Source organism: Streptomyces sp. NPDC001709, from assembly GCF_053596375.1.
Genome location: NZ_JBSFGB010000003.1, coordinates 201,066 through 227,406 on the forward strand (window position 1 = coordinate 201,066; position 26,341 = coordinate 227,406).

Consider the following 26,341-nt stretch of genomic DNA (forward strand, 5'->3'; position numbering starts at 1 on the left):
CGGCGGCAACCGACGGATCGAGGTGTCGGCCGTGGAGATCAAGGGGTTGTGGAGATGGACACTGACTTCGACGTCGTCGTCCTCGGAGCCGGCCCCGGCGGGTATGTGGCGGCCATCCGCTCCGCTCAGCTGGGACTCCGTACGGCGATCGTGGAGGGCCGTTTCTGGGGCGGCGTCTGCCTGAACATCGGCTGCATCCCGGCGAAGGCGCTGCTGCGCAACGCCGAGGTCGCGCAGTTGGTCCTGCACGACGCGGAGAAGTTCGGCGTGAAGATCGGTGGGGACGTGAGTCTGGACTACCGCAGCGCCTATGAACGCAGCCGGGTGGTGGCCGACGGCCGCGCGAAGGGCGTCGGCTATCTCATGCGCAAGAACAAGATCGCCCAGTTCGAGGGGCAGGGCGTCTTCGTCGACCCGCACACGCTGCAAGTGCGCCTGCGCGACGGCGAGGCGACGCTCTCCTTCCGCTCCTGCGTCATCGCCACCGGGGCGACCGTGAAGCTGCTGCCCGGAACGGCGCTGGGCAAGCGTGTCGTGACGTTCGAAGAGCAGATCCTCGCCGACAGCCTCCCGTCGAGCCTGATCATCGCCGGGGCCGGCGCCATCGGCGTCGAGTTCGCCTATCTGCTGCGCTCCTACGGCGTCGAGGTGACGCTGGTCGAGTTCCTGGGCCGGATCGCGCCGCTGGAGGACGAGGAGGTGTCGGCCGAGCTCACCAAGCGGTTCAGGCGGCAGGGGATCAACGTGCTGACCTCCACCCGCGTCGAGTCCATCGAGGAGGATGCCGACAGCGTCCGCGTCAGGGTCCGGCAGGGCGACGGACAACAGGTCCTGGAGGCCGACAGGGTGCTGCAGGCCACGGGTTTCCAGCCGCGTACGGCCGGCTACGGGCTGTCCGCCACGGGCGTACGGCTGACCGACCGCGGTGCCATCGACGTGGACGGCCGTTGCCGCACCAGCCAGCCGCACATCTACGCCATCGGCGATGTCACGGCGAAGCTGATGCTGGCTCACGCGGCCGAGGCGATGGGCGTCGTCGCCGCCGAGAGCATCGCCGGCGCCGAGACGATGGAACTGGACTACCGCATGATCCCGCGTGCGACGTTCTGCCGGCCGCAGATCGCCAGTTTCGGCTGGACCGAGGCCGAGGCGCGCGACGAGGGCTTCGACGTCAGGGTGGCGAAGTTTCCGTTCACCGCCAATGCCAAGGCACACGGGTTCGGCGAAACGGCCGGTTTCGTGAAGCTGGTGAGCGACGCCCGCTACGGCGAACTGCTCGGCGCCCATATGATCGGGCCGGACGTGACCGAACTGCTCCCGGAGCTGACCCTCGCCCAGAAGTGGGACCTTACCGTCACCGAGCTCATCAGGAACGTCCATGCGCATCCCACCCTGAGCGAGGCGGTGCAGGACACCCTCCACGGCCTGGCCGGCCACATGATCAACCTCTGAGCGGGGCTGCGGACGGCGGGACGGCAAGCATCCGGCCGTCGGCTCAATTCAGGGATGAAATCCTTTTCAAGGACAGGTGTAGGCTGGTGTCACGCACGGCGAAAGGATGCGCACACAGGTGGTGACGATTCATGACGTGGCGCGAGCCGCCGGGGTGTCCCCGGCGACGGTCTCGCGTGTCTTCAACGGCGGAAGGGTCACGCCGGAACGCGCCCTGTCCGTTCAGCAGGCCGCCGCGGCTCTCGGCTTCGCGCCCAACCGGGTGGCCCGGTCGCTGCGCAAGCAGCAGTCCAGCGTGATCGCCTTGATCATCCCGGACATCGAGAACCCCTTCTTCACCTCGCTCGCCCGTGGGGTCGAGGACGCCGCACAGCGCACCAGCCTCTCCGTCGTCCTGTGCAACTCCGACGAGGACACCGACAAGGAGCGCCGTTACCTCGAGGTCGCCCTCGGCGAGCAGATGGCCGGTGTGATCGTGGCCGCGGCCTCGCAGGACGAGACGGACCTGGGGCCACTGCTCGCCCGGGGCGTGCCCGTGGTCGCCGTGGACCGGCGGCCGCACGAAGCCGAGGTGGACGCCGTACAGGTGGACAACCAGCACGGCGGCGAGGTGGCCACCCGTCATCTGCTGCAGGCCGGTTACCGCCGGATCGCCTGCATCACCGGTCCGCGGGGCGCCTCGACCTCCGAGGAACGCCTGGCCGGGTATCGCATGGCCGTGTACTCCACGGGCGACGCCGCCCCGGCCGGCGATGCCTACGTACGGCACGCCGACTTCCGTGTCGAGGGCGGCCGGGCCGCGATGCGCGAGCTGCTGGCCCTGCCCGAGCCGCCGGACGCCGTGTTCGTCGCCAACAACCTCATGACGATCGGCGTCCTGGACGCGCTGCGCGAGGTCGGGCGCACTCCCCCGGCCGTCGGTGTGCTGTCCTTCGGCGATGTGCCCTGGGCGTCGCTGGTGCAGCCGTCCCTGACCGCCGTGGAGCTGCCCTCCTACGAGCTGGGTCGTACGGCGGCCGATCTGCTGCTGCAGCGCATCGAGGGCAAGCCGTCGCCGCTGCAGACCGTGGTGCTGCGCACCACGCTCCAGGTGCGGGAGAGCACCGCCGGGCCGTGAGGCACCCGACGACGGGAAAGGGGGGCGCCGTACCGTCAACGGGCCGGTACGGCGCCCCTGTTCACGGGCCCGGAGCTACTTCAGTCCGGACGTCTTGATCGACTCCACGATCTGCCGCTGGAACACGAAGAACAGGACCAGCATGGGCAGCGCCGCGACCGTGGCCGCCGCCAGGATGTAGTTCCAGTTGGAGGTGTACTGGTTCTGGAACGAGGCGATGCCGAGCTGCACCACCGTCAGGGACTGGTCGTTGGTGGCGACCAGCGGCCAGACGAAGGCGTTCCAGTTGGCGAGGAAGAAGAAGATCGCCAGGGCCGAGAGGATGGGCCGGGACACCGGCAGGACGATGTTCCAGTACACCCGCCAGTGGCCGCAGCCGTCGACGATCGCCGCCTCCTCCAGTTCCCTGGGCAGCCCCAGGTAGAACTGGCGCAGCAGGAAGATGCCGAAGGCGTTGAAGATGGCCGGGATGATCAGCCCGGCATAGCTGTTGAGCAGGCCCAGCTGGCGGGCGACCAGGAACAGCGGGATCAGCACGACCGGGGCCGTGGCCAGCAGGGTGGCGAAGATCGCGCCGAAGAGCTTCTCGCGGCCCGGGAAGCGCAGCCGCGCGAGGGCGTAGGCGGCCATGGAGTGGAAGAACAGCGCCGCCACGGTGATCACCGCGGAGATGAAGAAGCTGTTCCAGAGGTAGCGGGCGAAGGGGACCTCGGTGAAGACATAGACGAAGTTGTCGAAGGTGAAGTCCCGTGGGATCAGGTTTCCGTCGGTGACCGTGGCCCGGGTCTTGAAGGACGACGTGACCATCCACAGCACCGGGAGGATGCTGATCAGTGACAGGACGACGGCCAGGGCCGTCAGTCCCGCGCGTGTGGAGCGCGGCCGGCGTCCGCCCTCCCGGCCCGTCCGGGTCCTCAGGGCGTCACTCGCCATCGTCGAACCTCCCGCCTCGTGTGAACTTGAAGATGACGGCGGAGATCAGGACCATGATCAGCACCAGGAACGAGCCCATGGCCGACGCGTAGCCGTACTCGCCGAATCCGAAGGCCTGCTGGTAGATGTAGAAGATCGCCAGTGAAGTGCCGTTGGCGGGGCCGCCGTTGGTCAGGACGAAGATCAGGTCGAGGCCGCCGGTGATGGCGGCGACCGTCGACATCAGCAGCACGAAGAAGCTGGTGGGGCGCAGCAGCGGCCAGGTGATGGTGCGGAAGGTGGTCCAGGGTCCCGCGCCGTCCAGCTTCGCGGCCTCGTAGAACTCCTTGGGGATCTCCTGGAGCCCCGCCAGGAAGATGATCATGTAGTAGCCCATCATCACCCACACCATGACGGCGATGACACAGCCGAGGGCGAGGGAGGGGCTGCCGAGCCAGGACTCGCCGTCGAGACCGGCCGCCCGCATCGCCCGGTTGACCACGCCCGTCTGCTCGTCGAGCAGGAACTTCCACAGGACGCCGACCACCACGAGGCTGATCACGTACGGCAGGAAGAGCGCGGTGCGGTAGGCGCCGATGCCGGGCAGCTTCTGCTTCACCAGCAGGCCGAGGCCGAGGCTCACACAGAACAGGACGGGGACGAGGATCACGACGTACTCACCGGTGATCTTCATGGAGTCCCAGAACAGCGGGTCGTGCAGCATCCGCCGGTAGTTGCCGAGCCCGATCCACCGGTACGAGCCGAAGCCGCTGACCTGGAAGAAGCTCAGGGCGACGGAGAGCACCATCGGGATGGCGACGAAGACGAGGAGCCTGAGGACGTCGGGGGCGAGGAAGAGGCCCGCGGCCAGCCATTCCCGCTGCTTGCGGCTGAGTCTCGGCGCCCGCGCGGAGGCGGGCGCCTGCGCCGGGGCGGCGGCCCGCCGGCGCTGTTGTGCGGCGACGCTGCTCATATCAGGCTCGCCCCCTTGTAGCTCTTGGAGTACGCGGCGATGGACTGGGCGGCTCTCTCCGCCTCGCCGGCCACCCCGCGGCCGGCGAGCATGGTGCCCTGGATGGCGTCGGAGATGGCCTTGTAGACGACCGGGGGGTAGCGCGGCTCGGCGCGTCCGCCGGGGAAGATCTCGTCCTTGAACTTCTTCATGATCTCGGAGTCGTAGCCGCCCTTCGCGGCGCCCCGCTCCAGGGCGCTGGCGCGGGGCGCCACATCGGACTTGGCGCCGACGCACCAGTCGACCATCCGGTTGATCGAGTCGTCCTTCATGGACCCGAGCGCCCATGCGCAGAACTCGGCCGCCGCCTCGGGGTTGCGGCCCTGGGCGTTGGCGCAGAAGGACCAGCCGCCGAGGGTGGTGACGTACCTGCCGCCCGGCGGAACGGGCAGCTTGAAGACGCCGTAGCGGTACTTGGGGGCGAACGCCTTGAAGCTGGAGACGTTCCAGATACCCTGCTGCCACATGGCGACGTTGCCGCCCTTGAAGCCGCCGATCACATCGCCGGCGGCGGGCACGGTACGCGGGGCGATGCCGTGGCGTACGGCGTCCTGCCACAGGGCGAGAGCCTGGCGGGTGGCCGGGGAGTCGAAGACGACCTCGCCCTGGTGGTCCAGCACATCGCCGCCGCCCTGCCACATCCACGGGTACCAGGTGAAGTTCTGGTAGTAGCCGGGCTGGGTCTCGAAGACGAGGCCCGCCCGGGTTTTCGTCCGCAGTCTGTCGCCGATGTCGAGCATCTGATCCCAGGTGGTGGGGATGTCGGCCTCGGACAGGCCGGCCTTCTCCCACACGTCCTGAGCGTAGAACATGGCCAGCGGCTCGATCTCCATGGGGAGGGCGTAGACCTTGCCGTCGACCTTGCGGCTGTCGAGTGCGGGGCCGTAGTCGTCGATGGCGGCCTTGTCCATGTGCGGGGTGAGGTCCGCGAGGACACCGCCGTTGTAGTAGCGCAGGAAGTCGCCGGGCGAGAGCAGGAAGATGTCCGGGCCCTCGCCGGTGGCGAAGGCCGACGGGAGCTTGAAGCCGTTGAGGTAGGTGGGCTGCGGCAGGTAGACGAGGTCGATCTGCGCCTTGTGGGTGCGGTTCCAGGCGGCGACCATGTCCACGAACCACTTGGACTGGGCGTTGATCGCGGGGTCGGGCGAGCGCTGGGGGCCGTAGAAGTTCCAGAACTGGAGGTTGCCCCCCTTCGCCTGGGCCGTGCCGCAACCGGTGAGCAGGGCCGGGGAGGCGAGGGCCGCGCCGGCGCCCGCCGCCGCGGTGAGGAAACGCCGGCGTGACGCGGTGGCCGGGCGCCCGGCTTCATTGCCGTGGTGGAGCATGCGTGCGCTCCTGTCGGAGTGGGATGGGGCCGGATGAAGAGCGGGGGGTGGCGTACGGAGAAGGGGGCGGTCAGTCGACTTCGAGGGTCAGCAGGTCCGGGGTGGCGGGGTGGGAGGCGGAGCCGGGGGCGTCCAAGTAGAAGAGCGAGGTGCTGGCGATGTCGTCGCTGGTGTGCCGGTAGCGGTGCGGCAGACCGTTGCCCTGGCCGGGTCCGATGCCGAGGCTCTGCACGGTGACCCGCAGGTCCTGGGAGAAGCGGACGGGGTCGAGGATGTGCCAGCGGTACATCCCGAACCGCTGCTGGCTCCGGTAGAGCCCGTCGGGGCGCAGGATCTGGTTCAGGCCCAGGTAGGGGGTGGTGTAGGCGGTGTAGCCCTGCCCGGGGACGTCGAAGTTCCACGCGCCGCCGAAGTAGTCCTCGGTGCCGGTGCCGCAGATCGTCGGGAACTCGTCGTCGCCGTCGAGGTAGAACTTGAACTCGCCCTCGCCCCACCAGCCGGGGCTGTTGACGCCCCAGGCGAGGTACGTGCCCACGTAGCTGCCGGCGCCGGTGACCCCGTCGAGCAGGGTGTGCACCTCGCCGTAGGGCACCGGGTGGCTGCGCCGCCACTGGGCGTGGAAGTAGGTGGCGTCGTCGGCGACCTCGTCGAGTTCGTAGTCGACCTGGTAGTAGAGGGTGACCTTCTCGGCGGTCAGGTTCTCCAGGGTGATGCGCGCGCTGCGCCGGAACGGCATCGGCCAGTACGCGTTGAACCCGCCGTTGGGATTGGCGGCGACCGGCACGGACGAGACCTGGCTGAAGGTGTTCCAGCCGTTGCAGAAGAAGTCGCCGAGCGGGACCTCGACGGCCGGGGTCTCCTCGCCCTCCCAGTACATCCGCAGCAGGGTGCCCCGCCAGGCGGTGTGCGGGTCGGTGGTGCACCACAGGTGGCGGATGGTGCCCGGCCCCTCGATGTCCGCGAGCACCGCGGTCTCGCCGGCGGCGATGTCGATGCTCGGGGAGATCTTCCAGCCCGGCCCCAGTCTGCTCGCCGCGACCGCTCCGGTGCCCCCGGTGGCGCGGCCGCCGCCGGACTTGGCACCGGTGAAGTTCTCGGCGCTGATGGATCGGCTCACGGCACGGGTCCTGCGGGAGATGCCGTCGAGTCCAAAGGTCGTCATCGTGTTCTGTGCCTTCATGGGTGGCGTGCGGGGCGGGCCCGGAGCCGGGCCGTGCAGCCATCTGAAATCCATTTCAGCGAAACGTAGGGCCGACCTCGGAGGGTGTCAAGGGGTGAGATCGAAGCGCATGCTGCCGACCCCACCATGACCGGTTTATGCGGCTTGTACGGCTTGCTGCGACTCTTCTCGGCCACAAAACCCGACTCAGCGCGGCCTCTTGACGCTGAAATCGATTTCTGCCAGCGTGCTTGTCATGCCTCGCAACGCAGTCATCGGTGTGGACATCGGCACATCGAGCACCAAGGGCGTCCTCGTCGGTCTCGACGGCACCCTGATCCGCTCGGCCGTGCGGGAGCACACCCCCACCAGGCCGGGCCCCGGCCGCTTCGAGATGGACGCCTCCGTGTGGTGGCGCGAGTTCACCGGCATCGCCCGCGAGCTGAGCGGCCCGGACGACACCACCGTGCTCGCCGTCGGGGTCAGCGGCATGGGCCCCTGCGTCCTGCTCACCGACGAGCAGGACACCCCACTGCGCCCCGCGATCCTCTACGGCGTCGACACCCGCTCGGTCCGCCAGATCCGCCGCATCGAGGAACAACTGGGCGCCGGGGAGATCATCCGCCGGGGCGGCTCCGCGCTCACCACCCAGGCCGCCGGGCCGAAGATCGCCTGGGTGGCCGAGGAGGAGCCCGAGCTGTACACCCGCGCCCGCCGCCTGTACATGCCCAGCTCCTGGCTGGTCCGCAAGCTCACCGGTGCCTACGTGCTGGACCACCACTCGGCCAGCCAGTGCACCCCGCTGTACGACACCCTCGCGGGCGAGTGGTACGGCCCCTGGGCCGCCGAGGTCGCCCCCGGCATCGAACTGCCGCCGCTGCGCTGGTCCGGCGAGTCGGCCGGCACCATCACCGCCGAGGCCGCCGAGGCCGCCGAGGCGACGGGACTGCCCGCCGGGATCCCCGTCACCACCGGCACCATCGACGCCTGGGCCGAGGCTCTCAGCGTGGGTGCACAGCACACCGGTGACCTGATGCTCATGTATGGCACGACCATGTTCCTGATCCACACCGTGCCCAAACCGCTCACCAGCCCGTCGCTGTGGGGCACGGTCGGCGCCCTGCCCGGCACCCGCAACCTGGCCGGCGGCATGGCCACCTCCGGCGCGGTCACCAACTGGCTGCGCGAGCTGTTCGCCGCCGGCGACCACGCCGAACTCACCCGCCTGGCAGCCGAGTCGGGGCCGGGCGCGGGCGGGCTGCTGATGCTTCCGTACTTCTCCGGCGAGCGCACTCCGATCATGGACCCGGACGCCCGGGGCGTGATCGCCGGACTCACCTTGTCCCACACTCGTGGTGACCTCTACCGGGCCGCGCTGGAGGCGACCGGGTTCGGGGTGCGCCACAACATCGAGGTCATCGAGGAGGCGGGCGGCGACATCCGCCGCGTGGTCGCCGTCGGCGGCGGCACCCAGGGCGCACTGTGGACCCAGATCGTCTCCGACATCACCGGCCGGCCTCAGGAGCTGCGCACCACCACGGTCGGCGCGAGTTACGGCGGCGCACTGCTCGCGGCGCAGCTCGTGGGGGACGCCGGTATCGACGACTGGAATCCGGTGCGGCGGACGGTGACACCGCGTGCGGAGCACCGGGGCCGTTACGACGAGTTGTACGGCCTCTATCGGCGGCTGTACCGGGAGACTTCGGCGACCGTGCATGCGCTGGCGCCGCTCCAGGAGCGCTGAGCCGGGCCTCGGCCAGGCAAGGGGCTCCGCCTCTTGAACCCCGCCAAGGGGCTCCGCCCCCTGGACCTCCGACCTATGCCCACCCACCACCCGACTCGGTCGGCCCGAAAGGCACCGAAACCGACTCGGCCCAGCCTGAAAGGCGCCGGACCGACTCGGCCGGCTGGAGGGTGGCTGCCCTACGCACACCCCAACGGAGATCGCATGACCGCGTACACCCTGCCCGTGCCGAACCCGCCGGTCGCCGCCGAGCCGCACACCGTCTACACCGTGGCCAGTGGTGACCTGCGCCCCGCCGCCAATGTCACCTGCTGGCCGACCCAGGAGAAGCTGGAGAAGGACCTCGCCGCCGCGCTGACCGACCTCGGTCGGCAGGTCTGCCGCGGGCACGCCTTCGACACGGCCAAGGGGCACGGCTTCATCGACAGCCAGCGCGCCGGCATCGAGGTGTTCAAGACGCTGCCCAAGGACGCGCCGCTGATCGTCGTGGAGGGCGTCTGGCAGTACAGTCACCATGTCCTGGCCGGGCTGCGCGACCACCGGGGCCCGATCCTGGTCGTCGCCAACTGGAGCGGTGAATTCCCGGGCCTGGTCGGCCTGTTGAACCTCGCCGGCAGCCTCACCAAGGGCGGACGCGAGTACTCCGTGCTGTGGAGCGCCGACTTCACCGACGACTGGACGCGCGAGGGCCTGCGCACCTGGCTGGAGACCGGCACCCTCACCCACGACACCAGCCACGTCCGGCCGCTGCCGCCGCTGCCCGAGGATGCCGAGACCGAACTCGGTGTGGCCCTGGCCCGGCAGCTGCGCGAGGAGAAGGCGATCATCGGCGTCTTCGACGAGGGCTCCATGGGCATGTACAACGCCATCATCGACGACGAGTTCCTCAACCCGCTCGGCATCTACAAGGAGCGGCTGTCGCAGAGCGCCCTCGTCGCGGAGATGAACAAGGTCCCGGACGAGGAGGCGCGGGCGGTCCGGGCCTGGCTCGACCACGCCGGCATGAGGTTCCACACCGGCACCGACGAGGCCACCGAACTCACCGACGGCCAACTGCTCAGCCAGTTCAAGATGTACATAGCCGCGCTGCGCATCGCCGACGACTTCGGGCTCGACGCGGTCGGCATCCAGTACCAGCAGGGGCTGAAGGACACCGTCCCGGCGAGCGACCTCGCCGAGGGCCTGCTCAACAACGTCCAGCGCCCACCGGTGTTCAGCCGCGACGGGGCCCGCGAGCTGTACGCCGGCGCCCCGCTGCCGCACTTCAACGAGGTGGACGAGGGCGTCGCCGTCGACTCCCTGGTCACGAACCGCATCTGGACGGCGATGGGCCTCGACCCGGCCACCACGCTGCACGACATCCGCTGGGGCGAGGAGTACGACAGCCGGTTCGTGTGGGTCTTCGAGATCTCCGGCTCGGTGCCCGCCTCGCACAACGGCGGCTACCACAAGTCGTACAGCATGCGGCAGCCCCCGATGTACTTCCCGCTCGGCGGCGGCACGCTCAGCGGGGTCTCCAGGCCGGGCGAGATCGTCTGGTCGCGGGTGTTCCTGATGGACGGCCGGCTGCATGTCGACCTCGGCCGTGCCACCGCGATCGAGCTGCCGGAGGAGGAGACGCAGCGCCGGCTCGCGGCCACCACCCCGCAGTGGCCGATCATGCACGCGGTGCTGCACGGCGTCACCCGCGACCAGTTCATGGCCCGCCATCGCGCCAACCACCTGAACGTGGCCTACGCCCCCGACGCCGCGAGTGCCGACAAGGCACTGCGCGCCAAGGCAGCTCTCTTCGCCGAGCTGGGCGTCGAGGTCCACCTGTGCGGGGACGTGGCGCTGTAGCCGAACCGGCGGGCGGGCGAGTACCCGACGGCCCGCCCGCACCAGGACTTCGCGGTGTTCCGCCCCATCACCCCTCGTACGGGCGGAGCACCGCGAACCGGCACGTGAACCACCGAGCAGGCGAACCAGGAAGCCCCACGCTTCCGAGGAGTTCAGCGTGGCCGGTTCGCCGCGCCCTCGAAGGATCTCGGTATCCCCTGCGCATGCCGAGGACCCGGTGCCGGGGCACGATCTGCCGGCCGTCCGAGCACGTTCCTCGGTTCCCGATCCCCACCGCGAGGAGTTGTTCTGTGCGAAGACTCAGAGCCCTGATCACCTTGGCGGCCGGCCTGGCCGCCGTGGCGGCACTGACCACACCGGCCGTCCACGCCGACACCGGTGCGCTGACGAACGCCCCGGAGAGTACGTACTTCTCCACCGTGAGCGTCGATGCGGGCGCGACCGTCGGAGCACCCGCGATCGGCGACAACCGGGAGCACGGCGACCTGTGGCCGTCGTGCTGGTCGAACGACGACAACGTCTACGCCGCCTACGGCGACGGCCTGGGCTTCGGCGACACCTGGCACGACATCGGCGCGGCCCGCATCAGCGGCATGCCCGGCAATCTGACGGGCACGCAGCTCGCGGCGGGCGACCGGATAGGCCGGATCTGGGGCGACCCCACGCAGTACTACCGCAAGCCGACCGGCATGGTCTGCGTGAACGGCGATCTGTACCTCGCCGTCCAGGACCTCAAGCAGGGCACCCTGGACAACGCGCCCAGCGCGACGATCGTCAAGTCCACTGACAAGGGCGCCACTTGGATGTCGGACCAGAGCACACCGATGTTCTCGAACCAGAAGTTCACGACGATCATGTTCCTGGACTACGGCAAGGACAACGCGAACAGCCCCGACGGATACGTCTACGCGTACGGCCTGGACTACGACTGGCGCGACACCTACGACCCCGACCCGGATCCGGCCGATCTGTATCTGGCCCGGGTGCCGGCCACGTCGATCCAGGACCGGTCGGCCTGGCGCTTCTACGCCGGTGACAGCGCGGGCACCCCGCAGTGGACCGCCGACATCGACCAGCGGGTCTCGGTGCTCCACGACGACCACCGCATCTACCAGAACGTCGGCACGGCGGGCCGGGCCGGCGACCTGAGCGTGATCGGCCAGGGCGGCATCGTCTACGACAAACCGCTGAACCGCTATATCTACACCTCCTGGACCGAGTACACGTACGAGTTCTACGAGGCCCCCACCCCGTGGGGCCCGTGGAAGCACTTCACCCCGAAGGACTTCGGCGGCTACCCGTGGACGCACACCAAGCACGGCGGCTACGCCACCACCATCCCGTCCAAATACATCAGCGCGGACGGCAGGTCGATGTGGCTGCAGTCCAACGTCTGTCCGTGCGGCGGCGGCTACCCGGCCGGTGACTTCTGGGCGTACACCTTCTCCCTGCGCAAGATGTCCCTCACCCCGTACACGCCCACCACGCCCGGCAACGCGCCGGGCGGCACCCGCAACCTCGCGCGTGAACCCGGCACGGTACCGATCGAACGCGCCACGCACTTCGGCACCTCGATCTACAACGACGGCGACAAGGGCCAGAACGAGGACGACTGGAACGACGAACGCAAGCCGGCCAGTTGGTGGGGCTACACCTGGCCGCGCACCTACAGTCTCGACGAAGTGGCCTACACGACCGGCACGATGTTCGGTGACGGCGGCTGGTTCAGCGACGCACCGAGGATCCAGGTGCGGCGTGACGGGGTCTGGACCGATGTCACCGGTCTGCGGGTGACGCCGTCCTATCCGACGTCGTCGGCCGCCGGGACCAACAAGACGTATGTCTTCGACTTCGACACCACGACCGGCGACGGCGTACGCGTGATCGGCGGAAGCGGCGGCACACAGACGTTCACGTCGATCGCGGAACTGGAGGCCTATGACCGCTGACCCGTGGTTTGACCGGCGCACGGCCGGGCTACCCGTGGCGCATGATTCCCTCCAAGGTCGACGAGACCCAGCCTGAGCTCGCCCCCTTCGTCCACGCCGTGCAGGCACGGCGGCCCGACGACGGCACATGGTGCGAGGCGTGGACGGTACGTGACGTGTGAGGTGGACCGGCCGGACCGTGACCGTTGCCTTCTTCGCGGAACACATGCGTGAGGAGCTGATCCTGCACCGCTGGGACCTGACCGGCGACGACCGGACGGCGGTGCAGGCCCTCAACGAGCCGTGGATGACGGAGCACAGTGTGGTGTCGGTCGGCCGGCCCCTGCTCGAACGCGGCCGCACCGGTCTGGATCTGGGCCCCGAGGGGCGCGTCGAGGGCCGGTTGCGGACGCCGGGCATGGACGACGTCGTGGTGACCGCCGACACCGACGGCGGCGGCATCCGGCTCGCCGCCCCCGAGGGCCCCGCCACGATCGAGAGCGACGCGGCCGTGCGGGTCCTGTTGCTGTGGGGACGGCGCCCCGCCGATCCCGCACGCTGGCACAGCTCCGCCGGGCCGGAGACCCTGCGCAGGGTACGGGCCCTGCTGGGCGGCTACTGAGCCGCTACAGCCCCCTGACGGTCTCCTCGACGAGGTCGTGGCCGAGATCGAAGCACACGCCGTCGGGATTCCTCAGCCCCTCGTCGGAGTACCAGGAGGCATCGGCTTCCGGATGCGGTCCGACCACCCCGACCCGCCCCTTGCCGTACGGCGCGACGACGGCGGCCGCGGTGCCGTTGTCGTACCTGGCGAGCACGGCTGCGTCGGCCCCGTCGTCCAGAACGAAGAACGGCCCGTCCTGGAAGTACATGTGACGCGGCTTGCCCTTCCAGGTCACCGGCACGACCGTGTCCCTCTCGTCGCGGACCGAGGCACGCGGGGAGGTGATGTACTCGTCGGTGTCGCCGGGCAGCAGGCCGAATCCCGGGTCCCTCCCGGCCAGATAGCCGCCCATGCACAATCCCAGGTAGCGGCCGCCGTCCCGGGTCCAGTCACGGATCGCCCCGGCGGCGCCCCTCAGCTTCGCCCAGGTTCCGTCGAGGTCGTCATCGCCGCCGGGCTGGACGTACACGTCGGCGTCCGCCAGGCCGGCCGCGGTCAACGGTACGTCCTCTTCAGGGCCTACGTACCTGACCGTGAACGGCCGTGGGGCCCTCTTCAGAAGCGCGGCCACCGCCTCGGCGCACCCCCCACAGGCCCCGGGCCCTCGGTAGACCAGCGCCAGCAGCGGCTCGGCGGCCTGCCGGGAGGCGCTCGTCCGGGTGCAGGCGGTGACCGTGCCGGCGGTCAGCAGGCCGGCGGCCGCGGCGGGCAGGGCCCGGCCGAGCAGCCGGCGCCGGCTGATGGGGGGAACGGGAGGTATCACGTGCCGCCGCCTGCTCTTTCCGGGAAACGAGCCATCCAGAGTAGCCTGCCATGTTCGCACCTGCGTGGTGACGGCGTCCCCGACAGCAACAGGAGCGACCGCGTGACCAGCCGAGTCCTTCTCGTCTCCCCCGCCATGAGCACGTCGTTGCGGCAGGCCCGCTTCGACGACGGCGGCTCGATCGACGACAGCGGCGCGGCCCGGGCGCGCTCGGCTGCCGGGTCGCTGCCCGCAGCGGTTCGTGTGCTCACCTCCCCCGGCGTGCGCTGCCGGGAGACGGCCGCGGCGCTGGGCCTCGACGGTGTGCCGACGCCGGAGCTGGCGGGTCTCGATATGGGCCGCTGGCGCGGTCGCACCCTGGACGAGGTCGGGGCCGCCGAGCCCGAGGCGGTGGGCCGCTGGCTCACCGATCCCGAATGCGCGCCGCATGGAGGTGAGTCCGTGCGGGACCTGTGCGGACGCGTCGCGCGCTGGCTGGCCGACGTGCAGAACCTGGAGGGTCGTACGCTCGCCGTGGTCGAGCCCGAGGTGGTGCGGGCGGCGGCCCTCGAAGCGCTGGGCATGCCCGCCGCGGTCTTCTGGCGCCTCGACGTGCCGCCGCTGACCGTGACCGAACTCAGCGGCCGGGCCGGCCGCTGGAATCTGCGGCTGGGACGCCCGCTCTCCGTGCCGGAGGCCGACTAGGGCCTGTCCGGCGGATCAAGTCGGCGGCGCCCGTCACGGCACCGCCGACGGCGGCATGCCACCTGCGCCCGGTGGGGATGTCCCTGGCGGCCGACGACCAGTTACACGGGCCCTGTGTTGTCCGGAAGGAGTCAGTGCGCGGCCGGAACCGCTTGTCCGCTCGCGGCCCTTGCCGGCTTGGGGTTCAGGAGCCGTTCGGCCAGTTCACCGAAGGCGAGGCCGAATCCGCCCCACAGAGCGGTCTGGATCGCCAGTGCCGAGAGCCGGAACCGCCACAGCAGGGTGGCCGGGAAGTCCTTGGGCACCTCGTTGACGACGGGCAGGAACTGGTAGGCCAGGCCGATCACGACGACGAACGCGGCCACCGCGACCACGGTCGCCCACCAGGTGCCCAGGCGCGGTGCGAGACGCTTGCCCAGGATGGTGGCGGCGACCGCCAGGAGGACGCTGAGCAGCATCATCAGGAAGTACAGCGTGGTCCGCTTGCCGATGGTGTCGGCGTTGCCGATCGACGGCGGGTTGGCCGGGTACTTCAGGAACGGCACGACGTACACGGCGAGCAGTGCGCAGCCCGACAGCAGCAGTGCCGTGGCGCGCGGGCCGAAGCGGCCCATGCGGCCGAGGGCGAAGCAGAAGGCGAGCGCGGCGATGCCGCCGAAGGCGACGCCGTAGACGAGGACACCGGTGGCGAGGCCGGCGGTGGACTGCAGGGAGCGGGAGACGGCCTCCATCTCGTGCTCGTGGGAGTGGGCCTCCTCGAAACTGATCGCCTTGTCGACGTTCGGCTCGCCGAGGACGTACGCCACGATCAGAGCGAGCACGCCGGCCGCGAGGCCGGCGAGCATGCCCCGTACGAGAAGGCGCCGTACGGTTGCGGAATTCATGTGCGTACGGTTTCCCTCGCGTCAGTGGCAGGGGAAACCGAGCAGGTGGCGGGCGTCGTGCACCCACTCGTGGACGTCCGTGCCGTTGAACACGGAGGTGGCGCCCTGCTCGGCGCCGACGAAGTACAGCAGGACCAGCATGAGGATGCCGAAGAAGACAGCCCAGGGAGCAATCGCCTTCAGTGGCAGCGTGGCGGGAACGACGGGGGTGGTGGCTGTCGGCTGGGCGACGGTCTGCGCCATGGCAGGACCTCCTCTGGGAGTTCGCGTCCCATCTCGGTGGTGCACAGGACGACGGCCACGGGTCTGACTCGCGAGCCCCCTGGGGGGCGCCGCATACAGTGGCGCGACCGTGCCGGATTCCCACCGGCTTCCGTTTCGCCGTCGTCGATATCGGACAGACCGTACCGCGTGACGCGGGCGCGGCCAAGAGCGCCTCCCCTACGTGATCTTCCTCTCTCAACAGGGGGACGTGCGGCCGGACTTCCCGCGGCGCGGCTCAGGCGTTCGTACGGCGCCGTGGTGGGGTGAAGGCGTACAGGTCGAGGATGTCCGGCTGCGGTGCCACGCCGGGGCCGCCGGCGCGTACCCAGGTGACGATGTCCTCGGTGGCGTCAGGGTCGTTGACGAGCCCGAGCCAGACCGGCCGCGCACCGGCGGCCCGGCCCGCGGCGGACGGCTGTACGACGATGACGTTCGCCTGATCGCACACGTCCAGGCAGTCGGAGATGCGCACCGGCACCTCTGCCCGCAGGCGCGCGGTCTGCGCCGCGTGATCGACCCCGGTCACCTTGGGGCTGCCGCAGCAGCAGTCCCGGCACACGACGACCCGGCACGGCGCCGAACCGCTCCCGACCCTGGCCCCGGCTGTCGCCTCTTCCGCCGGCTTCTCGGGCACGCCGCACCACTCCCCCTCCCGGGGAGATCCGCCCCGGTGTCCGTCGAGGAGGCGACCGCGTGAGTCTCCTGGCTCCCGGGACCCCGCTCGCGCCGCCTTCCCGCCCCGGTCGGGGCAGTGACCTGCCGGAACTCGCTCACCGGTCACAGTGGCGGGACCGCGCCGGATTCACACCGGCTTCCTCGGACCGCCGTCGCCCTATGTCGACGATCATCATGCCATCACGGGGCGGGCAGGCCCGGTACACGGTCGCCGTGCTGTTCACTCCCCGTCCGGAGACAGCGGCTTCACCTTGTCGGTCGGACCGGGCGGTCGAGTGCGTCGGCGAGCAGGATCTCCAGTTGCCGGGCGACCTGGTCGAGGAGGCGATCGTCGCCCCGGTCACCGCCACCACCTGCGACGTCGACACCGCGATCCTCGCCGGTCACAGCTTCATCGACCCGCCGTTCGCCCTGGGTCACGAGTGCGTGGCCCGGGTCGTGGAGACCGGTGACGCGGTGACCGTCGTACGCCCGGGCGATCTCGTGGTCGTCCCCTGGTCCATCAACTGCGGCAGCTGCGAGAACTGCCGCGCCGGGCTGACCGCGCACTGCACGGCCGTACCGCACATGACCATGTACGGCGCGCCGATCGGCGGCAGCTGGGGCGGGCTCTTCTCCGACCTGGTGCGCGTGCCCTGAGCGGACGCCATGCTCGTACCCCCGCCCGCCGATCTGAACCCGGTGGCCATGGCCTCGGCCGGGGACAACTGGTCCCTGTCGCGGCGTCTGGTGGCCCCGCACCTGAAGGCCGGGCCCGGGGCCTGTGTCCTGGTCGTCGCCCGCGGGTACACCCGCGGGAGCCGGGCGGCCGTACTACCGACCGGGCTACCGCTGCCCGCCCCCCGCACGGCGGAGGCCGAGACCGGCGGCGGGGTGTATGCGGGGGATCAGGGCCGGGACATCGGCGCGGTAGGTGTCGTAGGAGGCGCCGAACCGGTCGGCCATCAGGCCGTCCTCGATCCGGACCCGCCGCAGCAGCCAGGGCACGGCGACCGCCAGGACCGCTGTCCAGACGCCGAAGCCGCAGGCCGGCATGGCGCCGGCGATCAAGCCGAGCAGGCCGGTGTATATGGGATGGCGGACCAGCCGGTAGGGCCCGTCGGTGCGGAGCTCATGGTGTTCCTGGACCGTCGGGACGCTGGCCCACATCGTGCCCAGAACCCAGCGGGCCCACAGCAGCAGGGCGGTGGAGGCGATGGCGAGCAGGACGCCCAGGACGGCCAGCTCGGGCTGCCAGTACCGCAGGTGACGCCAGAAGCCCCGGGAGTGCCCGACCAGGAGGGAGAACGCATAGACGCCCGCGATCAGCAGCACCCGGCGCGGCAGCGTGCGCCGCAGTCCACGCACCCAGCCGCGCACGCCTCTCCGGCTCTTCACGCCGAAATAGACGGCCCCCGCGATCCAGGCCGCGACGAAGATCACCAGGCAGACGCCGGTGATCAGGACAAGTGCCGAGTGAAGAGAGCCCATGTCCCAAGGGTGCTCCGCGCACACAGTCGATCACCACCACCCACGGGTCGATGGAGAGCGCTCCAGCTGTCTCCATCCACGGATGGAGGCGCCGTCGGCCCGACGGGCGATCGACGGCGCGCGGAGCGCGGCAGACCACGTCAAAGTCCCTGCGGAACAGGGCAGTTCGGGCGCGTCCCGGATGCGGCGCTGCTAGCCTGCGCGCAGGTGGTCGGGCGGGACAGGGGAGGAGCTGAACGCCGTGGTCCATGCGTTCGCCGTGTACCGGGATGCGATGCGCGAGGCGTGGGGCGACTGGTGGCTGGCCTGGCCCCTGCTCCAGAAGGTCGCCGTGGGGGACGTCCTGCACGACTCCCGCGGGTCCGTCCGCGCGGCCGGGACGCTGGCCGAGCGGCGGATCGCGTTCGACGAGACGGCGCCCGAGGCCCGCGGCGCGTTCGTGCACGACGCCGGAGGCGGGATCGACGTCCGCTTCAAGGTGTCCGGCGCCACGGACCCGCTGTTCTCCGCCCTCGTCGACGCGGACGCCGGAGTGCTGCTGCGGTTCGCCCGGCAGCGGGCCGCGCTGGTGGCGTACCGGGGCCTGGCCGGCAGCGGGATGGCGGACACCCGTGCCCTGGCCGGCGCGCTGGTCCGGCGCTACTGGGAGGGCCGGTGGGACGCCGGGCTGCTCGCCGTGACCGAGGTGGTCCGGGCCGAGGGGGCCGCCGTGCTGGTGGCCGCCGAGGCGGGCGCCTCCGCCGAGCTGCGGCTCGGCACCTCCGTGGGCGCGGGGCCGCTGCAACTGCTCGACCTGGCGGGCTCCGCACAGGTCACGGGCAGCCGGCACCTGGGCTTCCAGTGGATCGGCGAGGCGGTGACGCCGCTCTTCCGGGTCGTACGGCTGCGCGGCACCTGGCTCAACGGGGTGCGCGAGGAGTACGGGCCCGTGCAGCCGGGCCGCGGGCTCGACGCCGAGCCGGTGCCGCCGCTGCTGCTGGAGCAGGCCGCCGACGACCCGTCGGCCGTGCTCGACTCCCCGCCGCAACTCATCGAGGAGCCCGAGCCGGAGCCGGCCCGGGATACGTCCTGACGACCCCGGCCCCGCTGCCCGCCCGGCGCGCCGCCGCGCGTGCGCACGCGGTCGCCGGGCTGGAGGAGGAGCTGCGCCGGTGGCAGAACGCGAGCCGCGCCGGCGAGCCGCTGGAGAAGCACCACAGCCAACTGGACGCGGTGCTCGCGCTGCTCGGGGCGGGCGTGGCCGACGCACGGGCCCGGCTCGCGGACGGGCGCGGCGACGAGGTGCCGGGCCGGGTGCTGGATCTGCACCATGTGTGGGACTTCTACCGCGCCCGGTTCCTGCTGCGCCGCGACCGTGAGTACCGCCGTTTCCTGGACGCCGCCGACGAGTTGGCCTGGGAGTGCTACGGCCCCGCGCTGGGGCTCGCCGGCTCCCGTCCCAAGGAGCCCCCGCTGGTGGGTTTCAGCCGGTCCGCCTCGCCGCGCGCCCACCGCCGGGGCAGCGCCTACCACGATCTGCTGCCCCGCGGCGGCATCCACACCCGCGAGGGCCGCGAGGCCGCCGCGCGGCTGCCGTTCCCGGTCATCGACGTGCCCTGGTCCTTCGGCTCCCACCTCCCCGCCCTGCTGACGGTGGCGCACGAGGCCGCGCACCACGTCGACGACGACTGCGGACTCGGCGAGGAGATCCGCCTGCGGGTCGGGGCGGCCGGTCTGCCCCCGGACCGGGCCGTCCACTGGGAGCGCTGGGCGGGCGAGGCGTTCGCCGACGTGTGCGCCGCCGTGCTGTGCGGGCCCGCTTACGCCACCGTGCTCGCGGAGTTACTCGAATCCGGGGGTGGCGGGGACGACGGGGACGAACGGGACTACGACGGCCCGCATCCGCCGCCCGCGGCCAGGCTGCGGCTGGCCGGTGCCGCCGCCCGGCTGTCCGGACACCCGGGCGCGGGCGCGCCGGACGGCACCGACGGCGACCAGGAGGCCGGTGCGGTGGCCGCGGCGCTGGTCAAGGGCGGCTGGTCCGGGCTGGCCGGGCAGTCGCTGGCCGACCTGTTCGCCGCCGAGCGCCCCGATGTGACGGCGGGAGCGCGGCGACTGCTGGCCGGCGGTCCCTCCCGGTGCTCGTCGGCGGCCGGGGTGCTGGCCGCGGCGGCCCTCGCCTTCCAGTGCGACCCGGCCGCGTACGACCGGCAGGCCGTCGGCGACCGGGCCGTTGCCGAGGTGCTGCGCCTGCGGTCCGCCGGCACCCGGGCCGTACCGTCTCCGGATCCGTCGGCCGCCGCCCGCCGTCGCGCGCACACGGAGGCGGGACAGGCCGTGCTGGCCGCGCTCGACGCCACGAAGAGTCCAAGTCACGTTGATTCCCCGTAAGTTGGGCGGGACGGAAGCTACCCTGGCGACATGGGGATGCAGTGGACACCGGCGGTCCTCCACCGGGAGCGGCACGGGCGGGTGCAGTGTCTGCTGTGTCCTTTCCGGTGTGCGCTGGAGGACGGCGAGACGGGCCTGTGCGGGGTACGCCGCCGGACCGGGGACGGGCTGGAGACCGCGACCTTCGCGTCGTCCGTACGGCACTGGGACACCGTCGAGCGCAAACCGCTGTACCACTACCGCCCGGGCACACCCTGTCTCACCCTCGCCGCGCCCGGCTGCACCTTCGCCTGCGACTACTGCATCAACCACCGCATGTCCCAGTACGGCCGCGAGGACTCCGTCCGCTGGGACGCGGAGCCGGTGGACCCCGAGGAGGTGGCCGGGGAGGCCGCCGCGCGCTCGGGATGTGTCGCGATCTCCTACACCGAGCCCTCGCTGGCCATCGAACTGACCGCCGCGCTGGCCCGGTCGGGCCGCCCGCTCGGTGTGGACGTGGTCTGGAAGAGCAACGGATTCCTGACCGCCGAGGCCGTCGATCTCGCGGCGCGCCATGTCGCCGCCGTCAACGTCGATGTGAAGACCCTCGACGAACGCGACCACCGCGACCTCACCGGCGCCCGGCCGGGCCCCGTCCTGGACACCCTCACGGGGCTGCGGGAACGCGGCGTCTGGGTGGAGGTGTCGACCCCGCTGATCCCCGGACTCACCGCGGGACCCGGCACCCTGCGCCCGATCGCCCGTGCGCTGGCCGCGATGGACCCCGCGATCCCCTGGCACCTGGTCCGGGCCACCCCCGCCCACCGCCGCACCGGCCACGCGCCGACACCGGTGGCCGACCTCGAGGCCGGGGTGCGCATCGGGCGCGAGGAGGGACTGCTGCATGTGTACGTCGAGCGTGCCCTGGGCGCCCAAGGGCGGGCCACCCGGTGCCCGCGCTGCCGCACCACCGTGGTGGCCCGGGACATCTGGGCCCTGGGCGGGAACACCCTCGAGGACGGCAGGTGCCCGCGGTGCGGCACCGCGGTGGAAGGACGTTGGTGACACACCATGGCCGAGTATCGGATGGTCGAGCACATCCCCGACCTGATCCAGCCCGAGGAGTACGAGCGGCATCCCGAAGGGCGCCTGGTGCGGATCAGCATCAGCGTCGACGGCGGGGGCGTCCAGGTGCTCGGGGACGCCTTCCGGCCGGAGGTGCTGGAGCGGCTGCTGGAGACGCTCGGGCCGGACGCGATCGAGCAGATGCTCTGCGGCTGACCGGGGTGGCCGGGGCGGTCTCACTCGTCCGACAGCAGCGCGGTCAGTGCCGCCCGCAGCTCCTCCGGTGACGGCTCCGGTGGCAGTACCTGCCGGTGCCGGGCCGGCTCCCGCCACGGGATGTGCGGGTAGTGCACGCGCAGTTCGCGCAGTCCCGGGCGCGGCGCGGGCCGCAGGTACGGATGGGACAGCAGCACCATCCGGGGCGGCCCGGACATGTCGGCGGTGAGCCGGGCGGCCACCACCTCGGCCTCCCGGAACGCCGTCGGTGCGTCGCCCGCCGTCAGCGGGCCCGCGGCCCACACATGGACCAGGTCCTCCGGGCCCTGCAGGATCCGCGACCGCCACGGCTCGCCGAGCGGCACCAGGGCACAGGGGCGCCCGAGCCGGAGCACGGTGGCGGCCATCAGATGGGCCGCGAGCCGCAGCACGGAGCCGACCTTGCCGTGCGTGGCGGGTGTGTCGTCCAACAGCAGCACCAGACCGTGCGGATCGCGCGGCAGCCGGCCGCTGCTGGTGCGGTACAGCAGCTCCTCCCGGGCGTGCCGGGCCCTGAGCAGCTCGGTGGGCAGGGCGAGTTGGGTGGGCAGCAGCCGGTCGGCCCGGCCGTGCCGGGCGAGCCCGGAGCGGCCGGTGCCGCCCGCGCCGCCCATGGCGAGGCCGGTGTCGCCGTCCAGCAGTCTCAGGCCCAGCAGGGCGCGCTGGGCGGGTCCGGGCGGGGTGAGGGAGAGCGGGAGCCGGCGCATCCGGGCCGGCAGGGTGGGGTCGGCGGCCACCGCCTCGGGGCCGAGGATGCGCAGCAGCGCCACCAGCCGGTCGTCCACCGTGCCCAGCGCCGCGGTCAGTTCGGTGAGGGTGGGTGCGGACCGCCGGGCGGGGATGGAGGAGCCGGTCAGCGCCCGGCCCAGGGCCTGGGCGAGGTCGGCCGGGGTGACCTCGGGCGGGGCCAGATAGGCGGGGTCCGCGGGCAGGTCCGCGACCAGCAGCAACGCCAGCCCCGCCAGGGCGGGGCCCGGCCAGCCCAGTTCGCGCAGGGCGTGCAGGCCGCGGTGGTCGGCCAGGGTGCGCAGCCGGGGCGGGGTGGTGCCGCGCAGCAGCGCCAGGACGTCCGCCAGCAGGTCCAGCGGCACCCCGAATCCGTGGACGGCCGCGAGCACGGCGAGCCGTATCAGTTCCTCCTGGCCGTTCGGCGGGACCGGGGCGGCGGCGGTGCGCGGGCCGCCGGTGAACAGCTCCCACAGCACCGCGGCCCCGGAGTTGTAGGTGGCCGCGAGCTGGTCGCCCACCGGGGACCAGCGCAGCGTCCACAGATGCCCGCCGACCCCGTCCGGCGGCACGAGCACCCTGATGCGGCGCGCCTCCTGGGCGTCCCAGACCTCCGCCACCGAGTCCTGGTCGGCGGACGGGAACGCCAGCAGCCGGGAGTCGGCGCACCAGGACAGTGCCGGCGCCCAGTCCCGGCCGCCGGCCTCGCCGAAGATCTGCCGCCGCTGCCAGGTGCCGGTGTCCCAGACCACGACCGGGCCGCCGGCACTGCCCGGCGTGGCGGCCAGCCGGCTGCCGTCCGGGGACCAGGCCACCCGGCACACCATGGCCTGCCGGTCGGGCCAGTCGAGCACCCGCACCCGGCGGCACCGGCCGGTGGTCGCGGCGCCCCACACGATCACCCGGCCGCGGGTGCCGGCGGCGAGCAGGCGGCCGTCCGGGGACCAGGCGGGCCGGCGCACCCCGTCCTCCACGGGCAGCCGCTGTGGCCCGCCGCCGTCCTGGGCCAGGTCGTGCACCAGCAACTGCCGTGGGTCCGGGCCGGGTTCGGGCGCCGCCCAGCGCAGCGGGCGCACCGGATCGGCGGTGACCGCCTGCCCCGCCACGCGCTCGGCGAGCACCCCGCCGTCACTCGGGTCCACCAGCCGGTTGACGCCCTGTTCGTAGTGGGCGGCGAGCACCAGCACCGGCCGGTCGCCGGCCAGGCAGGCGGCGTCGTACCAGCCGTGCGGGAAGCTCGGCACCGGTGCCCCGCCGAGGGGGCGGGTCGCGTCGGCGGCGTACTCGAGGATGCGGCCGGGACCGGACTCGCACCAGTGCCGGGCGCCGTCCGGGGACCATGCGAGGGCCGGGGCGACACAGCCGAGTCCCGCCTCCGGCAGCCGTACGGCGCGCAGCACCCCGGGGGGCCGTTCCCCGGTGCGGGTGTGGACCTTGCCGACGGTGACGCCCATCGCGTTGGCCCAGCGGCGCAGCGCGGCCGGGTCCCGGCGCCGGTGCGGGCGCGGTACCGCGCCGGACGGCTCCCACACCGCCACCGTGTCCGTGTCGAGCAGGGCGGCGAACAGCCCGCTGGCCGAAAGGCTCAGCGCGCCGGGTCCGGTCACCCGGCCCGGCAGCTGCCCGAGGGCGTCGAGGTGCGGGCCGAGGACGCGCAGTCCGTCCAGTTCGGAGCCGGCGATCAGCAGCGAGCCGTCGTGGCCGAAGGCCAGCGCGTTCATCCGGTACGGCACGAACTCCCGCCGTAGTTCCCGGCCGGAGCCCGGGTCCAGCAGCCGTAGCCCGGCGTAGTCCTCGACGGCGATCGCCCGGCCCTCCGGGGAGCAGGCCACCCGGCGCAGGCCCTCGAAGAGCCCGCCGAGTGTGCCGGTCATGGTGCGGCCGTGCGGTTCCCACAGCTGTGCGGAGGTGGCCGTGGCGACGCAGAGGGTGTCCTGCCGGCCCGGGATCCAGCACACCTCGACCACGGGGTCGACACCACGCAGCCGGGTCACGGTGCCTTCGGCGCGGTACAGCAGCAGGACGTCGCCGGAGCGCAGTCCCGCCGCCAGCAGCCGGGCGTCGGGTGAGAGGGCGAGGGCCGTGATCTCGCCCTCGGTGTGGAGCTCCGGGGGCAGTTCGACGGGCTCCCCGGTGTCGGCGTCGAGGAGGACCAGGTGGCCCGCGCCGAGCAGGAACAGCCGGTCGCCGTCGGGGGTCCACACCGCCGCGTCGGTGCCCGGGTGCCGGTCGGCTGCCGGCGGTGGGCCGGGCCAGGGCAGCCGCCATACGGCGCGGCCCTCGTCGTCGTGGCGTACGACCTCGCCGCCGTGCACCACGACCAGTCCGGTGCCGTCCGGTGACAGGCACAGGCAGCGGGCGTCGGCCGCGGGCACGGTGAGGATGTGCTGGGCGCTCCAGGCGCCGGCCGGGGGTGTGCTCACAGGCCCTCGCCCAGCTCGGTCGCCGCCCGCTCGTACATCTGGGCGGCGCGCTGGAAGTGGCCCGCCTGCTCCAGCAGTTCGGCGGCCTTGCGGTACTCGCCGCGCAGGGAGTGCTCCATCGCGACCTGGTTCAGCCGCCGCCGTTCGGCCTCCGGGGTGCGGGGCGCGGCCGGTGCGGCGGGCTCGGGTTCGGGCATCGCGGTGGCCAGCCGGTCCAGCAGCTCCCGGGCCCGCTGGGACAGGCCGGTCGCGAAGGCGGGCGGCGCGGGCATCCACAGTTGCCAGGCGGGCCGCACGTCGGCCAGGCGCAGCTGCCAGGCGCCGTCGCGGCACAGCACGGTGACGAGGTCCGGGCCGAGGCCGAGGACCTCGTCGCGTGCGGTGTCCGGCAGCGGCGGGTTGAGGACGCAGCCGCTCTCCAGGTAGAGGGCGCCCGGCCCGGCCTGGTAGACGGGCACGCCGAAGGGCAGGGCCTGGCACAGTCCGGGCGGCTCGGTCACCAGATGGCGGCCGGGTCCGAAGGCGACCACGGCGGTCTCGTGCAGGGGCCGGGTGCGCAGGAAGCGGCGCAGGCTGTCGAGTTCGCCGTCCGCGATCAGTACGGCGTCGACCCGGTGCGGGGCGCGTGCGCTGGGCACCAGGCGCACCGGCAGTGGCGGCCCGAGGGCGGGTACGGGCACCGGGGTGCGGACGGGTGCGGGAGTGCCCGGCACCGGGCGGGCGTAGAGGAGTTCGCCCGCGCCGGGTTCGCCCAGCGGCTGCCACTGCCAGGGCGGTCCGGCGAGGGCGCGCTCCACCACCAGGTGCTGTCCGGGCGGTACGTCCTCGAGCAGGACCGCGTCGTCCAGGGGCAGCCGCAGCCGCAGGTCGACCAGCATCCGGCAGTCCGGGTCGGCGGCCCGGCAGGCCACGGTGCCGGGCAGCTTGTCGCAGGTCTCGACCAGTCCGGCGGGTACGGCGCCGTCCAGGGCGCGCAGCCGCAGCAGCAGCCAGCCCGGGTCCGCCCGGCCGTCCGGGTCACACCGCTCGACCAGCGTGAAGGTGGTCTCCACGCCGGTGGCCAGGCAGCGGCGCAGCAGCCAGCGGCCCAGCGCTCCCGGTGCGAGGACGGCGACCTCCTTCAGGCCGGGCGGCGGGCCGGTCACCGGGCTGTGGGCGGCCAGTTCGGCGAGGGACACCGGCTCCCATCCGGCGACGGTGGACAGGTGGTCGAAGGCGCGCCGAGCGCCGCCGGCCGTCGGGTCGGGCCACAGCAGGCCGTCGGCGTCGGCCTCGTAGACCAGACCGCCGTAACCGGCCGCCAGCGGCAGGCCCGGCTGGTGTCCGAGGGTGAGCAGCGCCCACACGGAGTGGTCGTGCGGCGATCTGCGCAGGCCGGGCGGGCCCAGTTCCACTGTGGCGGCGACATGTCCCAGGGCGGCGCGGGGGGACGGGAAGCGGACCGCGACCGACCAGCCGGACGGTTCGCCCCGCTCCCCCGGCTCGGTGACCGGCGGTTCGCCCGGGGGCGGGGGCGGCATGGTGTGGTCCTGCGGGTTCAGGGGGACCGCCGTGAAGCGTCCGACCGGACGGACGGGCGGCGGCGTCCGCTTCTTGCGCGGTCTCAGATAGCTCATGGATCCCCCGATGTC

At 72.3% G+C, this 26,341-nt stretch carries 23 protein-coding genes, 1 pseudogene and 2 riboswitches; of the genes and pseudogenes, 12 read left to right on the top strand and 12 right to left on the bottom strand.

Annotated elements, in window-relative coordinates; all coding sequences use genetic code 11:
• The first annotated feature begins 54 nt into the window (after positions 1-54).
• Both lpdA and ACWC0C_RS06010 read left to right on the top strand, forming a co-directional pair.
• Entirely contained in the window at positions 55-1,452 is a 1,398-nt protein-coding gene (lpdA, locus tag ACWC0C_RS06005) for a dihydrolipoyl dehydrogenase (RefSeq protein ID WP_450861957.1), read from the top strand.
• A 118-nt stretch (positions 1,453-1,570) separates the two neighbouring features.
• Positions 1,571-2,569, top strand: a complete 999-nt coding sequence (locus ACWC0C_RS06010) for a LacI family DNA-binding transcriptional regulator (protein ID WP_450861959.1) — start codon at positions 1,571-1,573, stop codon at positions 2,567-2,569.
• Between the two features lie 75 nt (positions 2,570-2,644).
• Here ACWC0C_RS06010 and ACWC0C_RS06015 read toward each other — a convergent pair whose 3' ends face one another.
• From ACWC0C_RS06015 to ACWC0C_RS06030, 4 genes are all read right to left on the bottom strand, one after another.
• On the bottom strand, positions 2,645-3,502 hold the full coding sequence (locus ACWC0C_RS06015; RefSeq protein WP_450861961.1) for a carbohydrate ABC transporter permease: 858 nt from the start codon (positions 3,500-3,502) through the stop codon (positions 2,645-2,647).
• A complete protein-coding gene (locus ACWC0C_RS06020) occupies positions 3,492-4,454 on the bottom strand; it encodes a carbohydrate ABC transporter permease (RefSeq protein WP_450861963.1) in 963 nt (320 codons plus the stop codon). Before ACWC0C_RS06020 ends, ACWC0C_RS06015 begins: the two co-directional genes overlap by 11 nt.
• Positions 4,451-5,818: an ABC transporter substrate-binding protein gene (locus ACWC0C_RS06025; protein WP_450861965.1), complete on the bottom strand. Its 1,368-nt coding sequence runs from the start codon at positions 5,816-5,818 to the stop codon at positions 4,451-4,453. The genes ACWC0C_RS06020 and ACWC0C_RS06025 overlap by 4 nt, the downstream gene beginning before the upstream one ends.
• Before the next feature lie 70 nt (positions 5,819-5,888).
• Positions 5,889-6,935: a glycoside hydrolase family 172 protein gene (locus ACWC0C_RS06030; protein WP_450861967.1), complete on the bottom strand. Its 1,047-nt coding sequence runs from the start codon at positions 6,933-6,935 to the stop codon at positions 5,889-5,891.
• Between the two features lie 298 nt (positions 6,936-7,233).
• On the opposite strand from ACWC0C_RS06030, the gene ACWC0C_RS06035 reads away from it, so the two are divergent.
• The 4 genes from ACWC0C_RS06035 (at position 7,234) to ACWC0C_RS06050 (ending at position 13,110) form a co-directional block, all read left to right on the top strand.
• A complete protein-coding gene (locus ACWC0C_RS06035; protein WP_450861969.1) occupies positions 7,234-8,721 on the top strand; it encodes an FGGY-family carbohydrate kinase in 1,488 nt (495 codons plus the stop codon).
• A gap of 204 nt (positions 8,722-8,925) precedes the next feature.
• A complete protein-coding gene (locus ACWC0C_RS06040) occupies positions 8,926-10,560 on the top strand; it encodes a fucose isomerase (RefSeq protein ID WP_450861971.1) in 1,635 nt (544 codons plus the stop codon).
• A 290-nt stretch (positions 10,561-10,850) separates the two neighbouring features.
• The gene (locus tag ACWC0C_RS06045; protein WP_450861973.1) at positions 10,851-12,509 is read left to right on the top strand and encodes a hypothetical protein; all 1,659 of its coding nucleotides are present in this window, start codon (positions 10,851-10,853) and stop codon (positions 12,507-12,509) included.
• 178 nt (positions 12,510-12,687) lie between these two features.
• Positions 12,688-13,110: a hypothetical protein gene (locus ACWC0C_RS06050; RefSeq protein ID WP_449202037.1), complete on the top strand. Its 423-nt coding sequence runs from the start codon at positions 12,688-12,690 to the stop codon at positions 13,108-13,110.
• Positions 13,111-13,114: 4 nt separating this feature from the next.
• Here ACWC0C_RS06050 and ACWC0C_RS06055 read toward each other — a convergent pair whose 3' ends face one another.
• Entirely contained in the window at positions 13,115-13,915 is an 801-nt protein-coding gene (locus ACWC0C_RS06055) for a BPL-N domain-containing protein (RefSeq protein WP_450861975.1), read from the bottom strand.
• Positions 13,916-14,017: 102 nt separating this feature from the next.
• Between ACWC0C_RS06055 and ACWC0C_RS06060 the strand changes: the two genes are divergently transcribed.
• Complete coding sequence (locus ACWC0C_RS06060; protein WP_450861977.1) at positions 14,018-14,599, top strand: histidine phosphatase family protein; 582 nt, start codon at positions 14,018-14,020, stop codon at positions 14,597-14,599.
• Positions 14,600-14,730: 131 nt separating this feature from the next.
• Here the strand turns inward: ACWC0C_RS06060 and ACWC0C_RS06065 are convergent, their stop codons facing one another.
• The 4 genes from ACWC0C_RS06065 to ACWC0C_RS06080 form a co-directional block, all read right to left on the bottom strand.
• The gene (locus ACWC0C_RS06065) at positions 14,731-15,483 is read right to left on the bottom strand and encodes a CbtA family protein (RefSeq protein ID WP_450861979.1); all 753 of its coding nucleotides are present in this window, start codon (positions 15,481-15,483) and stop codon (positions 14,731-14,733) included.
• Between the two features lie 21 nt (positions 15,484-15,504).
• On the bottom strand, positions 15,505-15,726 hold the full coding sequence (locus ACWC0C_RS06070; protein WP_031170427.1) for a CbtB domain-containing protein: 222 nt from the start codon (positions 15,724-15,726) through the stop codon (positions 15,505-15,507).
• A gap of 36 nt (positions 15,727-15,762) precedes the next feature.
• Positions 15,763-15,902, bottom strand: a riboswitch (cobalamin riboswitch).
• A gap of 80 nt (positions 15,903-15,982) precedes the next feature.
• Complete coding sequence (locus ACWC0C_RS06075; protein WP_449199195.1) at positions 15,983-16,381, bottom strand: (2Fe-2S) ferredoxin domain-containing protein; 399 nt, start codon at positions 16,379-16,381, stop codon at positions 15,983-15,985.
• Between the two features lie 62 nt (positions 16,382-16,443).
• A riboswitch (cobalamin riboswitch) is annotated at positions 16,444-16,564 on the bottom strand.
• A gap of 104 nt (positions 16,565-16,668) precedes the next feature.
• The gene (locus ACWC0C_RS06080) at positions 16,669-16,809 is read right to left on the bottom strand and encodes a hypothetical protein (RefSeq protein WP_449199194.1); all 141 of its coding nucleotides are present in this window, start codon (positions 16,807-16,809) and stop codon (positions 16,669-16,671) included.
• Between ACWC0C_RS06080 and ACWC0C_RS06085 the strand changes: the two are divergent.
• Positions 16,744-17,208, top strand: a pseudogene (locus tag ACWC0C_RS06085) (alcohol dehydrogenase catalytic domain-containing protein); the annotation flags it as partial. The gene ACWC0C_RS06080 and the pseudogene ACWC0C_RS06085 sit on opposite strands and share 66 nt — an antisense overlap.
• A gap of 39 nt (positions 17,209-17,247) precedes the next feature.
• Here the strand turns inward: ACWC0C_RS06085 and ACWC0C_RS06090 are convergent.
• Positions 17,248-17,892: a methyltransferase family protein gene (locus tag ACWC0C_RS06090; RefSeq protein WP_450861981.1), complete on the bottom strand. Its 645-nt coding sequence runs from the start codon at positions 17,890-17,892 to the stop codon at positions 17,248-17,250.
• 241 nt (positions 17,893-18,133) lie between these two features.
• Here ACWC0C_RS06090 and ACWC0C_RS06095 point away from each other — a divergent pair, with 241 nt between their 5' ends.
• The 4 genes from ACWC0C_RS06095 to ACWC0C_RS06110 all read left to right on the top strand — a co-directional run bounded on the left by ACWC0C_RS06095 (position 18,134) and on the right by ACWC0C_RS06110 (position 21,522).
• Positions 18,134-18,964 (top strand): hypothetical protein, encoded by an 831-nt coding sequence (locus tag ACWC0C_RS06095; protein WP_450861983.1) that lies wholly within the window; start codon positions 18,134-18,136, stop codon positions 18,962-18,964.
• 140 nt (positions 18,965-19,104) lie between these two features.
• Positions 19,105-20,262 (top strand): hypothetical protein, encoded by a 1,158-nt coding sequence (locus ACWC0C_RS06100; RefSeq protein WP_450862284.1) that lies wholly within the window; start codon positions 19,105-19,107, stop codon positions 20,260-20,262.
• Positions 20,263-20,292: 30 nt separating this feature from the next.
• Positions 20,293-21,306 carry a radical SAM protein gene (locus tag ACWC0C_RS06105; protein WP_450861985.1) on the top strand — a complete coding sequence of 338 codons (1,014 nt, stop codon included), beginning with the start codon at positions 20,293-20,295 and terminating at the stop codon, positions 21,304-21,306.
• A 6-nt stretch (positions 21,307-21,312) separates the two neighbouring features.
• Complete coding sequence (locus ACWC0C_RS06110; RefSeq protein WP_069777248.1) at positions 21,313-21,522, top strand: radical SAM-modified peptide, FtsH ternary system-associated; 210 nt, start codon at positions 21,313-21,315, stop codon at positions 21,520-21,522.
• 20 nt (positions 21,523-21,542) lie between these two features.
• Here ACWC0C_RS06110 and ACWC0C_RS06115 read toward each other — a convergent pair whose 3' ends face one another.
• Together ACWC0C_RS06115 and ACWC0C_RS06120 are read right to left on the bottom strand one after the other, a co-directional pair.
• Positions 21,543-24,710: a hypothetical protein gene (locus ACWC0C_RS06115; protein WP_450861987.1), complete on the bottom strand. Its 3,168-nt coding sequence runs from the start codon at positions 24,708-24,710 to the stop codon at positions 21,543-21,545.
• Positions 24,707-26,326: a hypothetical protein gene (locus ACWC0C_RS06120; RefSeq protein ID WP_450861989.1), complete on the bottom strand. Its 1,620-nt coding sequence runs from the start codon at positions 26,324-26,326 to the stop codon at positions 24,707-24,709. The genes ACWC0C_RS06115 and ACWC0C_RS06120 overlap by 4 nt, the downstream gene beginning before the upstream one ends.
• Positions 26,327-26,341: the final 15 nt, after the last annotated feature.